This window comes from Bdellovibrio sp. ZFWA1 (assembly GCF_056175665.1).
In genome coordinates, this window is sequence record NZ_JBJKJH010000001.1 from 207,767 (window position 1) to 221,670 (window position 13,904).

The window sequence follows — 13,904 nt, forward strand, 5'->3', positions numbered from 1 at the left end:
AAGGTCCCTTTTTTTTTGCATTCACAAAAATCACTGGCAGCGCACTTCGCGTGTTGCCCCGAACCATTGGCCTTCACCATCATAACTATGAATTTCAAATACCTGACACTTCTGGCCCAACTCGGAATTGAACTCGAAACCGCCGTGGAAGCTGCGAAACCCCGAATCATTCGAGTATCCTCCTCCATCAAAAGTTCCACCCCCCCGAGTATTGCCTTCGTAGGTCTCTTCGCGGGGATCGACGTCATCATTTGAGCCCTCGCGCCCCTGCCCGTCGTCAGAACCTTCATCTTCATAAACCGGAGTCGACTTTTTCTTTCCGTCTTTTTTAGCCCAGAAAGGATCTTCATCTGTACAACCGAACTGATCACAGTTGGTTTTATTATCGCGATCAGGAGTGCCTTTAACCGGAACTTCCTTTGAAAAAGAAATGCTAGATAACAAATTCAACGTAACGAATGAAACTAATACAAATTTAAACATGAAAAACTCCTTTTTAGAGGGGGCCAAGGCTTAACATACTGCTTAAAATTTGACCATACTACACAGGATCGATTTGAATTTTTAACACACCGCCTTCCCTTTAAGGGATGGTTGAGTTTTTACTAAAGAATTGGGAGACTCGCAGCACTCAAAAATAGGTGATTTTATGTCTGAAATTCAAAATCAAATCGTGGTTAAAGGCGAAGAAATTCTGCGCCGTATGGATGGCCAATCAAAGGCCTCAATTTTTTCTAAAGATTTTTGGTACGGCTCCATTATGGAATGGAGTATGAAGAACGAAAAATTTAAAACCAATATGTTCCGTTTCGTAGACGTACTTCCATCTTTAAACTCGGGCAATGAAGTTGCGAGGCACTTGAAAGAGTATTTTTCTGAAAACGGCGGCGAGCTACCCGCTGTATTCAACGTGGGCTTGGGATTGGGCTCCTTAGCACCGGGCCTCATGGCTGGCGCAATTAAAAAGAACGTCACGTCAATGGCGACAATGTTTATCACTGGCGAAACGCCAGACGAAGCACTTCCTGTATTGAAAAAAGCCCGTAAGAATAAAATGACATTCACCGTAGATATTTTAGGTGAAGCCACTCTTTCTGAAAAAGAAGCTCAGGAGTACACGTCAAAATATTTTGAGCTGATTAACTGGCTGTCAAAAGATGCTGAAAAATGGGATGAAGTTTCGCAGATCGATCGGGATCACGAAGGCGCAATGCCGAAGGTTAACGTTTCGATCAAAATGACGGCACTTTACTCGCAAATCAGCGACAAGGCCTGGGATGAATCGAAGCAAATTCTAAAAGAACGAATGCGTCCAATCTTTAAACTTGGCATGGACAAAGGTGTCTTCATCAATCTGGATATGGAACACTACGCGGTCAAACACATGACCGTGGAAGTATTCACAGAACTTATTAACGAACCTGAATTTAAGAACTACAAGTGGTTCGGCCTTGTCATCCAGGCTTATTTGCGCGACTCGATGGAAGATATACGTAATCTGACAGAATTCGCAAAGCAGCGCGGAACGCCGTTTTGGATTCGTCTGGTGAAAGGTGCATACTGGGATTCCGAGACTATCGAGGCCGAACAGCGTGGCTGGGCTATTCCGGTGTACACTAAAAAAGCTGAATCGGATGCTAACTACGAAGCCTGCGCCAAATACCTTTTAGAAAATATTAAGTATATCCGCCCTGCATTTGCTTCGCACAACGTACGCACGCTTGCGGCTTGCATGGTCATGGCTGAAAAAATGAATATCCCTAAAGAAGCCCTCGAATTCCAAATGCTTTATGGAATGGCCGAGCCTATTAAGAAAGCCGTTGTCGACATGGGCTATCGCATGCGCGAGTATGCTCCCGTCGGCGAGTTGATTCCAGGGATGGCGTATTTGGTTCGCCGCTTGCTTGAAAATACTTCGAATGAATCTTGGCTTCGTGGAAAATTTGCTGATAACAAATCCACGGCAGAGCTGTTGAAAGATCCAGCACAAGGATTGACTCCGTCATCTCCGGACTTCACTCGAAAAGCAGGTGCTTTTTATAACGAACCTTATTTGGATTTTGCTATTTCTAGCAATCGCCAAAAATTGACGGCCGCTTTAAGCGAATTGAAAAATAAACTTCCAGTTCAGGTTCCAGTGATTATCAACAACAAAGAATCACAAGGCACTCAGGTCTTTGACCGGGTCAACCCTTCCCACAATGACCAAATTGTCGCGAAAGTTCAAATGGCTTCAACAGAAGCAGCGGAGCTTGCAATGACCACGGCCCACAATGCTTGGAAGTCGTGGAAAAAAGTTCCAGCGACCGAACGTGCTGCTTTAGTCGAAAAGCTTGCCGAAATAATGAAACGAGATCGCTTTAAGCTGATCGCTGAACAGGTTCTAGAAGTCGGTAAGCCTTGGGCTGAAGCCGATGCTGACGTTGCTGAAGCTATTGATTTTGCACTTTACTATGCTCGTCACATGCGTGAACTTTCAAAGCCGTTAAAGGTCGGAAGTGTTCCCGGAGAGAACTCTCACTATATTTATAAATCACGCGGTGTCACTGCGGTGATCGCACCTTGGAACTTCCCGCTTGCTATATTAGCAGGAATGGTGACTGCCGCCGCCGTTGCTGGAAATACAGTTGTTATGAAGCCTGCAGAACAATCTTCGTTAGTCGGACTTGGCCTCATGAGAATGATCATCGAGGCTGGCTTCCCTGCTGGAGTTATCAACTTCCTTCCTGGCTTTGGGGAAGAGGTGGGCGAATACATCGTCAATCATAAACACACAGCAACTATTGCCTTCACTGGCTCTAAAGCTGTAGGACTCCATATTTTAGGACGAGCTTCAAAAGTGCAAGAGGGCCAACATCACGTCAAACGCTGCATCATCGAAATGGGTGGTAAAAACGCCGTGATCATCGACAACGATGCAGATCTAGATGAAGCGGTAGACGGCGTCTTGTACTCGGCCTTTGGGTTTAGCGGACAGAAATGTTCAGCAGGAAGCCGCGTGATTGTTCTAGAGGAAATCTATGAACGCTTCACAGAACGTTTAGTTGAATCGGCAAAATCAATTGATATCAAGGCGGCCGAAAATCCAAAAGCCTACATGGGCCCGGTTGTAGACAAGGAAGCCTATGATCGCTTGCTAGCTGCAATCGCAGATGGCGAAAGCAAACACAAGGTTCTTTTCAAATCATCGGTTCCAGGTGGTGGCTACTATGTTCCGGCTACAATCTTTGGTGATGTGAAAATAACAGACCGCCACGCTCAAGATGAATTTTTTGGCCCCGTCATCAGCGTCATTAAAGTCAAAGATCTAAATGAAGCGATCGAAGCCGCAAATTCAGTCGAATATGGGCTCACTGGAGGGATTTTCTCTCGAAGTCCCGCTCATATTGAACAGGTTCGTCAAGAACTTGAAGTCGGAAATATGTACATCAACCGTGGCATCACAGGAGCCATGGTGGATCGTCATCCATTTGGTGGCTTCAAGATGTCTGGGATCGGATCGAAAACGGGCGGTATCGACTACCTGAAGCAATATATGGAACCTATCTGCATCACGGAAAACACGATGCGCAGAGGCTTCGCTCCAGTCGAGGAAAATACTTAGATCGTTAAGCAAAAAAGCCCGGTGTTCCGGGCTTTTTTTTAAATCACATTGTCTCAAGAAGATGCACAAGAATCTGTCAAAATAGCCTTAACCCGCCTTATGATGACTCAAGCTAAATCATCTTTTTAAAAGTTCTGTCAAACTTTCGGGTATTACAGAGATCTAAAAAATAAGATACTAATATTGATCTATCCTAGTTGTATGAACAACAACTCTTTCTTATTTAGCTCGTTACGATTTATCCTGTGCGGTTCTTTCCTTGTTTCAACCTTGGTGGGGTGTAAAGAAGAGGCTGCGAAAATTGCTGAATCTGCAAGTCGCGGCGGCTCGAATTCAACAAGTCCAACTACGTCTCCGAGCTTGAGTTCATTCAATTCACGGATCCAAAAAAATATCGGATCGTTGGTGAGTTTTAGCTCGGGAAAAGGCCTTCAAATTCAAGGTCATTTGAACAGTCCACAAATAAATGCGCAAGCAACCGAGATCACAGACGTCAGTGATAATACTTCACTCGTTTTTCAAAGCTATAAACTCGGATCAGGGGGCGGTTTTGAAATACTCGAACCGAGTAATCAAAATCTTTTCGAACTGAAATATTCCTATTTCTCTGAGACTAAAAGCTTTCTAAAAACGGCAAGTTCAGGAAATACACTTTGGCTACTATATAGCGAAAACAATCAGTTTAAAATATGGGCGATGGATATTAACGTCCCAAGTAACCCCTATATTTTAAAAGAACTGTCTTTTAATGGAGCCTCAGTTTCCGACTTTAAATGCGGTAGTTTAGAGTTGCGTTGACAGTCACTCTCTCGGTTGGTGGTGGCTGTTTAATGGACTACCGCTTCAACTGTCACCTCCATTTTGTCGATCACGTATTTTTTGTATAGTTCGTATCCCTCGTCCCAAGTCTGCTTCGGTGTTCGACCTAAGCAGCGTTTGCCCTGATTAGTTCGCTTTGTGTTGTATGTGCCCATATAGGCGTCAAGATCAGTCTGCATTTGCTCAAGTGACGTATAGAGAGTCTTCCTAAATGCCACCGCATAAAACTCTTCCTGGATGATCTGATTGAGTCTTTCCGTGCATCCATTGGTTTGCGGATGGTAGGCCTTCGTGCGTGAGTGCTCGATGTCGTTAAGATGCAAAAACAGCTGATAGGGATGTCTTTCCATGACGCCACTGTATTCGGTTCCGCGATCTGTCAGAACTCGTAAAAGACGAACCATTTCCTGGTCGAAAAATGGCAGCACCTTGTCGTTCAAAAAATCTGCAGCAGTGATGGCTGTCTTGTCAGAATAAAGCTTAGCGAAACCCATGTTGGAGTAGGTATCGATGCCGGTCTGCTGGTAGATTTTTCCTACGCCCTTGATGTAGCCGACGTAGTAGGTGTCCTGGCCGAATAAAAAACCTGGATGGTAAGTCTCGATTTCGCCGTGGGCCGCCTTTTCTTCCTTCGCAGATTCAAGAGCATTGACCTGCGCCTCCGTAAGAACCTTGCCTGTCTCAGCTGCGAACTTCTCAAGGCGCTTCAGTCTTTGTTTCTTCTGTGCAATTTCGTGCCGAAGCCAAACACCGCGAACACCGCCACAACTAACACTGATGCCTTTTGCTTTTAGCTCGTTGGAGACACGCACTTGCCCATGCGTAGGATATTCCAAAGAATATTCTAGGATCTTTTGCTCAATCTCTGGACTTACGCGGTTCCCAACTCGAGGAGCCTTCCTAGACTTTTCCAAAAGACCTTCGATGCCATCCTCTTGAATAGCTTGTTTAATATCATAATAATGTTGTCTAGTTACGCCGATGTTCCGACAGGCTTCAGAAATATTCCCAAGCTTTTCTGCAAGCTCGACAATGTTCAATTTTCGATTAATAATGTATTGTTGTTGAGTCATGGGACTCTCCTCTAATTGGTTAAGGTTTTTATGTGGTAATAAAATTCTTAACCGAGAGAGTCCTAGGCTCAATTCTTCATCTGAAAAGTCTAGGTCCTGTAAACGCTTTTCTTAACTAACCCACTTTAAAGTTCAAGATGGTATTGCCAATGTCTTGACCGATTCAGCATTAATTCGCTGGGACATTTCAAATATTTCCAGTATCGGAAGTCCGGTCAGTTGTACGATCTCGGGCAAGGCCATACTGTCGTATTCTGGAAGAAGCTTTGTGTTGAAGTCGTCTCCTAGCCAAATTGTAGAGCTTAATAACCAATGCCAAACTCTACAGACCATTACATCCAACGTAACAAACCCCACAAGCTTTCTGGGTAATGATCAGGTTTTCCTTGTTGGATCAAATTCGCAGGTAGAAGCGATCATTCCTCAGTCTGGCCAACTTGATTTTTCAATCACTCCTGCCGCAGGGACTTCCTTCAATTCTTTGAGTTTTTTAAATGGAGTTCTCAGCATCGAAAACAGCGACGGGCAAATCGAGCTTATGGATAGCTCTAATGGTGCAAGTATCGGTCACGCCTCGTTAATGCTTAACGAACAAAAACACAAAATCATTCGCTCAAACAATACTTACCTTGTCCTTGGAATTAATAACGGAGCTAGCTACCTTCGGACTTCTGTTATTCAATTTTTTGGAATTTTTTAATTAGATTTACGGGAAAAAAACTGGGATGAGGGCATCATGCCCTAGGAACCTTCCGTGGTCTCACCCCTCCCTTAAAGATGATTCCACCAAAGTAAAAAAGTCTTTTCAAGAAAAATCTTAAAAAGACTTAAAATAAATTTATTGTTTCATGAAAAAAGGGCCCCTGCGGACCCTTTTATTTTTCAAACTAGAAGTTTTCGATACTATCAACGATTTCAGAGAAGTCGACAAATGGGTTTCTGTTCCCTTGTTGCTTGAAGATTTCCTCGTTTCGGCGAGCTTCCTCTTCATCAACCGGATCTTCCTTGTTCCATTTTCTTAGGTATGCTTCTTCAATTGGATCGATTGGCAAATCGTAACGAACCGAGAAGTAGAACAAGGCGCGAGCAACATTGCCTTTGTGATCTTGAGGCGGTTCAAAGATATCACGGCCAGATTTCGTATCGGATCCAAAGCGCGCACCAGAATTACACTTCAGTTGCTGCTTATCTTTTACTACTTCACCGAAGTTATGATTCCCACGGATTGCATTCAACTGAGAATCAGTTGGGAAAAGGTGATGCAAATCTGCCTTTTGAACGTCTTTAGGATGACGGCCAGAAAAACGACTCTGAGGCCATGTGTGTTCGATATTTACAACCTCATTGGCTGGGATCTGATTTGGTCCTGGCTGTTGTCTTTTTCCAAATTCAGAGCGACCGTACTCTTTGTCACAATAAACTTCTTTTACTGCATATCCATCAGCTTGCTTCACTAAGTAAAAGCCACCTAACAAGAAAACTCGAGCACGATCATACCCGATACTAGATTGAGCGTAACAACCAGATTGTCCTTGGCAGTCGCTGGCAATCTGATCAGGCCCGCTTTTTTGTTTGATATGGTAGCTGCGAAGAACTTGTTTTAAACGCGTGATCAGGTTTTCATTGCGAACACCCGACTTCAAATCGTTGTAAAACTCTTGTCCATAATAAGGAACAAGTACGCTTTGAGATGCTCTAAACTGCGCCGAAGCACCTTGAGCAAAAATTGAAAAAGAACAAAAAACAATCACTGTCTTAATGAAGTTCATCTTCATTCTGGTCCGCCTATGGGTTGGGGGTGATGTACAGCCTCTACACGGCAAATGTCCATTGACACGAGTTTTATGTCAATGAAGAAATTCCATGGGTTTTGTCAGGACTTTGTTAGGAAAAAATAATTTTTTTTCGAGATTTGCTGACACTTCGATAAATCAGCGCCGTTAAAATTCCCCAAACGGCTCCACCCAAATGGGCCGAATAGGCAACACCGCCGCCCCATCCTTCGGGAGTAGAAATCAATGATGCTAAATCAACCACCAAAAATAACGGAACAATCAATAATGTGGGGAGGTAAATGGGTCCAAAGTACCCAGGAAATGGCATCAACATATAAAAGTACCGAATACGAAAACGCGTTTCCGCAACGCAGTAAAATGCCATCAAAGCTGAAATTGACGCGCTAGCTCCAACCATTGGAACAACTCCATGGGCCCCCAGACTGGTAAACAATACTCCTCCGGCAAGACCTCCCAATAGGTAGACTAACAACAAGCCCGCACTCCCCACCAAAGATTCGACAGCAACACCCATCATCACAAGGAACATCATGTTTGAAAGTAAGTGAATCCAATTCGAGTGAGAAAACTGATAAGTGATCCAAGATAACGGGTTTTGAATCCAAGCATTCAAACCATACTGGAAAATACTTTGCCCAAGATAGAAGTCTTTATACTCATTCAATAATTTTTTCCAACGGCCAATTAAGACAAGATCTCCCTTTTGAAAATCAAAACCCTCTGCGGAGTCTATAAATGGCGCACTTCTTAAAGCGTATCCACCAAGAATTTGCATCTGTTCATTATTTTCATATTGAAGCTCTGAAAGCCATTGCGGTTCGTTCAGCAACCCCGGCGGCTGAGTTTGCCGCCATTCGAAATAGAGTCTACCAGTCAACTCGAGCTGCGCCGGCTTCAACATTTCCTGACGGCTGTAAACATCCCCTCGCTGCGCAAAAATAGCCACAAAAATCAAAACGTTGATCAGAACCAACGTAAATGTCAGCGGATATTTTTGAATTGGATGCAAGTCTTCGGGAAATGGGATGATCATGGAATATCAAATTCCTTCCTGAAATCTTGAAGGACCTGTTTGTAAATTGCCAATTCGGGCGCTTCGCTTTTCAATTCAGCCCCAGCTTCGAAATTATTTTTCGCAGAGGCCGGAGACCGACCATTTTGAACAGAATACTTTCCCTGCAGGTCCCACACCGCCGCCACATACTTTTTAGCAACGCCTTCCTTCAATAACGATAAAGATTTCAATCGATGGTAAGTTTGCATCACCTTAAGAATAGCACCTTCTTCACTGGCGGCCTTCAATAGAAGCCAATCGCTGGTATAACTTTTTAAACCCGGACGTTCGATACGCGAAACAGATAAACTGGTCTGCTCTAAAAGATAGCTCAGTTCACAAGCTTCTGATTTCGCGTCAAGTTCGCAAACTTTGTTTAAATAACTAAGTCGCGTTTTTTTATCCGAACTCAGTTGAGATTTAGCCAAATAAGCCCAACCAAGACTTTTTGAATCTTCAGATCCCCGCGAATGATTCTTCGAAAACCACAGGACATAGTCAGCCTCTTTTTCTAAACAATCCGTCTGTAGAGGCTGAGACAACCAAAGCGTCATCGCTAAGTCCAACCTTCTATCACTGCTAATTTCCTGCTTTGCTATAGCAGCATCCACTTGTTCGCACTTGAGTAATGCTGGAACTTTCCCTGAACTAACCCCTCCAACCAAACGATTCTCGTAACGATGCCAAAGACTCAATCCCGTGAATGCTAAAAATACGAACGAAGCTAAGAAAAACATATTCATCCAAGATGCGATAAAACGTGACTCCATGAGAAGAGGCGCGGACTCTTGATCTTTTAAAGTCACTACAAGAGTATCGCTAGCACGTTCATGCAAAGCTCTCCGAAAAGGATGTCCTAAAATTTCTAGAAATGGCACCGCAAGAAATATAAAGCTAACGCACCATAAAAACGATCGCACCAAAGCTTTAGAAAAAGTCATCTCAAGATGACGATGTGGCCACGTAATAACCTTGAGCTGCATAAATCTTTGGCCGGGCGTCGCGCTCCAGGCATAAATAAATAAAGCCTGAAGCAACCAGGTTGCTAAAAAGCTAACGACAAAAAATAAAATCCAACTAACAAAGGCCTGAGGCGATTTAGCATCAATGATAAGACTGGTGCGAATCTGCTTTAAGATCCCGGCTCCGAGCAAACTTACCACTGGAGAAAATATCAGAAAGTCTAAAAACAAGGCCAACAGTCGATCTGCGACTGGAGCAACTCGAACTTCATCTTCGTGAGTTCGTGGAGTAGATTCGGGTTGGGATAAGTCTCGTATAACCATACCAACCTATCGGCTCATTTTTAGTCATCTTCGAGTCCGGAATCATCACTCCGCAAATAAAAAAGACCGTCACTCAGACGGTCTTTTTTATTATTAAAAATCTTTTCGAATACACATCTAAGCTATTCAAGAAACTGGACCTGTAGCACTCGACCTTCGTCATCTAATTGAACTTCTGCGTGCCCAACAATAGACTTCGAGGAATCAAGCAAAGTAAAAACTTCCTTGCCTGCAACCTGAGTGCTTAAAGTCACCTCATCAAATGGCCGCACCATTAAAGCACGATAGGACTTCAAAAACTCGGTTCGGTTTTCAATTTTTAAAGGCTTATCACCAGCCATTGCATTCAAAAATTCAATGCTTTGAATTTTGCCTTGGACAACTTTAACGCCGTATTTACCTTGTAAGTATCCAAACACAAGCTCATCGCGCAGAGTTGGTTTTTCCGCCAACTGAACTGGCTTTTTAAGATCGGCCTGCGCCAACTGCCCTGCCAGATTATGCTCCCACTTAATATCATTAGCTAACGATGCCTGATCCAAGCTGGCGATTTGCCGACTGCCTCCAGTTGTATTAACCTCAGCTTTTCTCACAATGAGCCACTCGTTCAAAAATACTGTCACCATCAATACTGAAGCAATCGAGAGTCCCAATACGGCCTTCCGATCCTGAGTTCTGTCCATCAAGCGCTTACGAAGGCTTTGATTCTCGGGAAACTGGATTACGTTATTCGACATGTGCAACTCCCTGCTTCTTCGACATCCTAACACGGACGTTCTTATCTTATACCAAAGCGAAGTTTGTGCCATCTCAGACGGCCCTAGCTTGCATTAAACACTATCAAACTGCACACCTCATGGACACCTGCACAAAAGCTGTTTGACGTTTCATCTTGATTGTCTCAAATTATTTCGCAGAACTAAAATGGACAATGGTCCAGTATTTTTAATCAGTGGATTTAATGTCGGAAAAGATCCACTAAAGGAAGGAGTTTAAGATGTCTAATTTTGAAACTAAAGCCGGAGTTGTCATTGCCATCTTTGCCGCCTGCATGGCCGTCAGCGATCTATTTGCTGGCAAGTATGGTGACGACGAAATCATTGGGACCAATGATAAAGCCGCCGCCTATCAATGGTATCAATCAAAGTCTATAAAGCAAAGTTTAGTCGAAGGCGAAGCCGCACTTTTAAAAAGCCTTCTTGATAATGGTGCGATTGCAGGAAAATCCGAAGCCGGAATTCAAGACCACCTTGATACCCTTGAAAAGAAAATCCAAAAATATGAAAAAGAAAAGAAAGAAATTCTTTTAGGCTCCGCCACCGTTGGAAAAGAAAATTGGGTGCAAGATATCAACGGCGAACTAGGTAAAGTCGTGGGCGCTAAAGAGATTGAACAGCAACTTCAGGGCTTAGGACAGGCTGGGGACAAGTTCGACATGGCCAGTTTATTTTACCAAATTTGTCTTGTCGTCGGAGCCATTGCCTTGATCCTAAAAAATGAAAAGATGCAAAAAGTATTTTTTGCCGGCATGATCGCCCTTGGATTGTTCGGTGCCTCGTTCACCCTTGCGGCTTTCAAAATGGTCGGACTTATTTAATTAAGGCCGATAGCTAATAGCTTGTTCGAGCCATGAGTCGCGCCCGTTATTAAAATCTTTCAGTCGGTAAAATAATGATTTATCAGGTGCGACTCCGGCATCCTCTAAGTTCACTCCGTATCGGCTTAAATAAATGGCTTCGGGAATAGAAATTTCAACACCTGGCCCTAATTCGGGCCACGGATACCACATTCCTACTAACAACTTTCCAGCGGTAACAGATCCAAGAATAGGAGCCTTTACAAGCTCTCGAAACCCTTGCGCTACCATCTCGGCCACCGACGAAGTCCCAGCATCAACCAAAACGGCCTTAGGATGAGTCAAGCAAGTTTCTACTCTGAAAGTTTTCAAACTTAAAATTGAAGAAGACCTCAACTGACGAATATGAAATTGATCATCTAATTTGGAAGGAAGTTCTTTCTTAGGCAAATTCAAAAACCTGGGCCTTTTCAATTTTCCAACTTCAGAGACATCACAAACAAAGTGACTAAGAACGGCTAAACCCGCAAAAAAATTACCGCCTGCATTTCCTCTTAAATCGACAATAATATTTGCTTTGCCTTTAAGTTTTTCAAGCTCGACTTGCCAGGCATTGCCTTGAAAAACAGACTCTCGAAAGCTAGGAATTCTTAAAACGAAATAGTCTTGAAAGGTCTGAACTTCCATTCGATCTGATTTAGTAAAATTATTTGCCTTTACTTGCAGAATCAGCTTGTTACCTTGGCGCGATAATTGAAACTCTCCGCTGCTTTCAGAAGCATTTTTTTCAGAAGGATGCTCGTTGTTAATTGCTTTAATAACATCAAATAATCGAACCCCTGCCTTTTCAGCTGCGGACCCCTTGTGCACGTAGGTTACGACCAATTCTCCTTCGACAAATCGCGACTCAATACCAGTCTCTAAAACATCTCCGTGCCAATACTTTCGGACACTGGCTGGATCATAAACCTGCAGATGCGAGACTTTCAGTTGATCAAAGACATTGTTTAAATCCTGAATTATTAATTTCTTGGATGACCACGGCTTCACTAAGTTCTTTCGAGACTCACAAAGTTTTTTCCAATTCGCCATTTTAGAAGGCTCGATATAAATCGAATTCACCACAAAATCACAAATTTCTGGATACGGATTATAATACGACCGCGACGTCACCCCATACAGGGTCACTCCAAAACACAGAAAAATAACAGCAAAGCCACCTAAAATACTTCTGTTCACTAGATCTATAGACTAGCCGTATTTTGGATAAAAAAAAAGACCGGCTTTCACCGGTCTTTAAAATCTTACGAAAGAATTAAGCTGCCATTCTGCGCTTACGAGCTGCAGATGGATCGATATGGTATTGCTTAACTTTACGATAAAGAGTCGCACGACCAATCCCCAATGCTTTGGCAGCTTCAGTCAAGTTACCCTTGTACTGGGCAATTGCATTTTCAATTGCATGAGCTTCGATTTCTTCCATTTTTTGAACCGGAGAGATTGGAGATAACGAAGAGTTCGTTGGGAACGCAACAACGTTTCCAGAGTACTCTGAATTTACCGGAGCTGTGCCCGTCGCCAAAGATGGAACACCATTTAGCAGTTGCTGTCTGAAGAAAGCATTGTCCATGCCTTCGCGCCACTGCGATGATGAATAGCACTGAACCGTCACGTCCTGACCTTCATACTGCTTCTTGATATTTTCGAACTGCTCTTGGTTATCTGACACGACGATCATGATTGTACGAGACATTAAATCCTCCCCGATTGATACATTGAAGTACGTTTTCTTAGTCAATTTGACTCACAATATACCTATCGGCGTATCACGCTGGGATTTTAGGGCTAGTTTTAATTTTTTTTTGAGACAGTCTAAATGCGTGAAAAGACTCGCATCCCCGACCTTCGTAAATGTAACTTGCTACTTAAAAACCTGCATCAAGCAACTCTTTCCACTGAACCGAGTATTGCTTCGACAGCTCTAGAGCGGCCTGGCCACCGATTTTGGTCTGAGGATACAGCGCCCCTTCATCGGCTAACTTTTTTAAGATATATAATGTGTCTTGCCCCGTGGGCTTATAGTGGCCACTAGAGTTTGTGATCTCTCTTAAAATTCCCTGTGAAAACGCAACAGTCCCTGCAAACAAAACATCTTCGCCCCGAGAGAGGCTAGAATGATGATATTCGCCACGAGATTCAAACGGCAGAACGAAAATTCGAAAATCCCTATCAATAACAAGTAAAGACGTTTCAAAGGACATTGACTCACCATCATATTCGGACTCTGCACGCTTCCCTTTGAGGTCATAAAAACGGCCATCTTTAATTTTCAACTCATAAGGAGCCCGTTCGCCTTCGGTGAAGTACTTCACCTTCCAAGGCATTTTTGTCACCGGATCAATATAAGCACCCTTGTCCTCACCTTCATACAGGCGATTCATTCCGATCAAGTGGGCCGCGTTTTCATGGAATAGGTTTTCACAGGACATAGGCCCTGCCAACACGGTGGCAGGGGTCGTTAAAGAGCTCAACAGGATGACAAATGTAAAGAGCTTAGACAGCCAAGACAGCGCCCTTACCATCCATTTCGATTTAAGGCCTATATTCATAGAAAACCACTCCTTACAAATCGAATTTGCAGGAGCTATGCCCAATAAAAAAAGCACCCCAAAAGGAGTGCTTTTAAATAAAACTCT

At 43.4% G+C, this 13,904-nt stretch carries 13 protein-coding genes; 4 read left to right on the top strand and 9 right to left on the bottom strand.

All coding sequences use genetic code 11. The annotated features are described in order from the left end of the window. Nucleotides 1–30: 30 nt before the first annotated feature. Nucleotides 31–483, bottom strand: a complete 453-nt coding sequence (locus tag AC04MN_RS00955; protein WP_475381311.1) for a hypothetical protein — start codon at nucleotides 481–483, stop codon at nucleotides 31–33. A 166-nt stretch (nucleotides 484–649) separates the two neighbouring features. Between AC04MN_RS00955 and AC04MN_RS00960 the strand changes: the two genes are divergently transcribed. Next, complete coding sequence (locus tag AC04MN_RS00960; protein ID WP_475381312.1) at nucleotides 650–3,604, top strand: proline dehydrogenase family protein; 2,955 nt, start codon at nucleotides 650–652, stop codon at nucleotides 3,602–3,604. Between the two features lie 201 nt (nucleotides 3,605–3,805). Next, entirely contained in the window at nucleotides 3,806–4,402 is a 597-nt protein-coding gene (locus tag AC04MN_RS00965) for a hypothetical protein (RefSeq protein ID WP_475381313.1), read from the top strand. Nucleotides 4,403–4,431: 29 nt separating this feature from the next. On the opposite strand, the gene AC04MN_RS00970 is transcribed toward AC04MN_RS00965, so the two are convergent. Continuing rightward, nucleotides 4,432–5,496, bottom strand: coding sequence for an IS481 family transposase (locus AC04MN_RS00970; RefSeq protein WP_475381314.1), 1,065 nt, complete (start codon nucleotides 5,494–5,496; stop codon nucleotides 4,432–4,434). A 154-nt stretch (nucleotides 5,497–5,650) separates the two neighbouring features. On the opposite strand from AC04MN_RS00970, the gene AC04MN_RS00975 reads away from it, so the two are divergent. Continuing rightward, a complete protein-coding gene (locus tag AC04MN_RS00975; RefSeq protein ID WP_475381315.1) occupies nucleotides 5,651–6,196 on the top strand; it encodes a hypothetical protein in 546 nt (181 codons plus the stop codon). A 187-nt stretch (nucleotides 6,197–6,383) separates the two neighbouring features. Here the strand turns inward: AC04MN_RS00975 and AC04MN_RS00980 are convergent, their stop codons facing one another. The 4 genes from AC04MN_RS00980 to AC04MN_RS00995 form a co-directional block, all read right to left on the bottom strand. Beyond that, nucleotides 6,384–7,271, bottom strand: coding sequence for an endonuclease I family protein (locus AC04MN_RS00980; protein WP_475381316.1), 888 nt, complete (start codon nucleotides 7,269–7,271; stop codon nucleotides 6,384–6,386). A 109-nt stretch (nucleotides 7,272–7,380) separates the two neighbouring features. Then, a complete protein-coding gene (locus tag AC04MN_RS00985; RefSeq protein ID WP_475381317.1) occupies nucleotides 7,381–8,325 on the bottom strand; it encodes a rhomboid family intramembrane serine protease in 945 nt (314 codons plus the stop codon). Continuing rightward, nucleotides 8,322–9,632, bottom strand: a complete 1,311-nt coding sequence (locus tag AC04MN_RS00990) for an RDD family protein (protein ID WP_475381318.1) — start codon at nucleotides 9,630–9,632, stop codon at nucleotides 8,322–8,324. Before AC04MN_RS00990 ends, AC04MN_RS00985 begins: the two co-directional genes overlap by 4 nt. A 122-nt stretch (nucleotides 9,633–9,754) precedes the next feature. After that, nucleotides 9,755–10,369 (bottom strand): hypothetical protein, encoded by a 615-nt coding sequence (locus AC04MN_RS00995; RefSeq protein ID WP_475381319.1) that lies wholly within the window; start codon nucleotides 10,367–10,369, stop codon nucleotides 9,755–9,757. A gap of 260 nt (nucleotides 10,370–10,629) precedes the next feature. On the opposite strand from AC04MN_RS00995, the gene AC04MN_RS01000 reads away from it, so the two are divergent. Further along, complete coding sequence (locus AC04MN_RS01000) at nucleotides 10,630–11,229, top strand: DUF4337 domain-containing protein (protein WP_475381320.1); 600 nt, start codon at nucleotides 10,630–10,632, stop codon at nucleotides 11,227–11,229. On the opposite strand, the gene AC04MN_RS01005 is transcribed toward AC04MN_RS01000, so the two are convergent. The 3 genes from AC04MN_RS01005 to AC04MN_RS01015 all read right to left on the bottom strand — a co-directional run bounded on the left by AC04MN_RS01005 (nucleotide 11,230) and on the right by AC04MN_RS01015 (nucleotide 13,817). Next, nucleotides 11,230–12,447: a S41 family peptidase gene (locus tag AC04MN_RS01005; RefSeq protein WP_475381321.1), complete on the bottom strand. Its 1,218-nt coding sequence runs from the start codon at nucleotides 12,445–12,447 to the stop codon at nucleotides 11,230–11,232. A 76-nt stretch (nucleotides 12,448–12,523) separates the two neighbouring features. Continuing rightward, nucleotides 12,524–12,961 carry a helix-turn-helix domain-containing protein gene (locus tag AC04MN_RS01010; protein WP_475381322.1) on the bottom strand — a complete coding sequence of 146 codons (438 nt, stop codon included), beginning with the start codon at nucleotides 12,959–12,961 and terminating at the stop codon, nucleotides 12,524–12,526. 172 nt (nucleotides 12,962–13,133) lie between these two features. Next, a complete protein-coding gene (locus AC04MN_RS01015) occupies nucleotides 13,134–13,817 on the bottom strand; it encodes a hypothetical protein (protein ID WP_475381323.1) in 684 nt (227 codons plus the stop codon). Nucleotides 13,818–13,904: the final 87 nt, after the last annotated feature.

Bases quoted from the DNA above. Each gene is read 5' to 3' on its own strand.
- AC04MN_RS00955 (WP_475381311.1), bottom strand. From the start codon at position 483: ATGTTTAAATTTGTATTAGTTTCATTCGTTACGTTGAATTTGTTATCT.
- AC04MN_RS00960 (WP_475381312.1), top strand. From the start codon at position 650: ATGTCTGAAATTCAAAATCAAATCGTGGTTAAAGGCGAAGAAATTCTG.
- AC04MN_RS00965 (WP_475381313.1), top strand. From the start codon at position 3,806: ATGAACAACAACTCTTTCTTATTTAGCTCGTTACGATTTATCCTGTGC.
- AC04MN_RS00970 (WP_475381314.1), bottom strand. From the start codon at position 5,496: ATGACTCAACAACAATACATTATTAATCGAAAATTGAACATTGTCGAG.
- AC04MN_RS00980 (WP_475381316.1), bottom strand. From the start codon at position 7,271: ATGAAGATGAACTTCATTAAGACAGTGATTGTTTTTTGTTCTTTTTCA.
- AC04MN_RS00985 (WP_475381317.1), bottom strand. From the start codon at position 8,325: ATGATCATCCCATTTCCCGAAGACTTGCATCCAATTCAAAAATATCCG.
- AC04MN_RS00990 (WP_475381318.1), bottom strand. From the start codon at position 9,632: ATGGTTATACGAGACTTATCCCAACCCGAATCTACTCCACGAACTCAC.
- AC04MN_RS00995 (WP_475381319.1), bottom strand. From the start codon at position 10,369: ATGTCGAATAACGTAATCCAGTTTCCCGAGAATCAAAGCCTTCGTAAG.
- AC04MN_RS01000 (WP_475381320.1), top strand. From the start codon at position 10,630: ATGTCTAATTTTGAAACTAAAGCCGGAGTTGTCATTGCCATCTTTGCC.
- AC04MN_RS01010 (WP_475381322.1), bottom strand. From the start codon at position 12,961: ATGTCTCGTACAATCATGATCGTCGTGTCAGATAACCAAGAGCAGTTC.
- AC04MN_RS01015 (WP_475381323.1), bottom strand. From the start codon at position 13,817: ATGAATATAGGCCTTAAATCGAAATGGATGGTAAGGGCGCTGTCTTGG.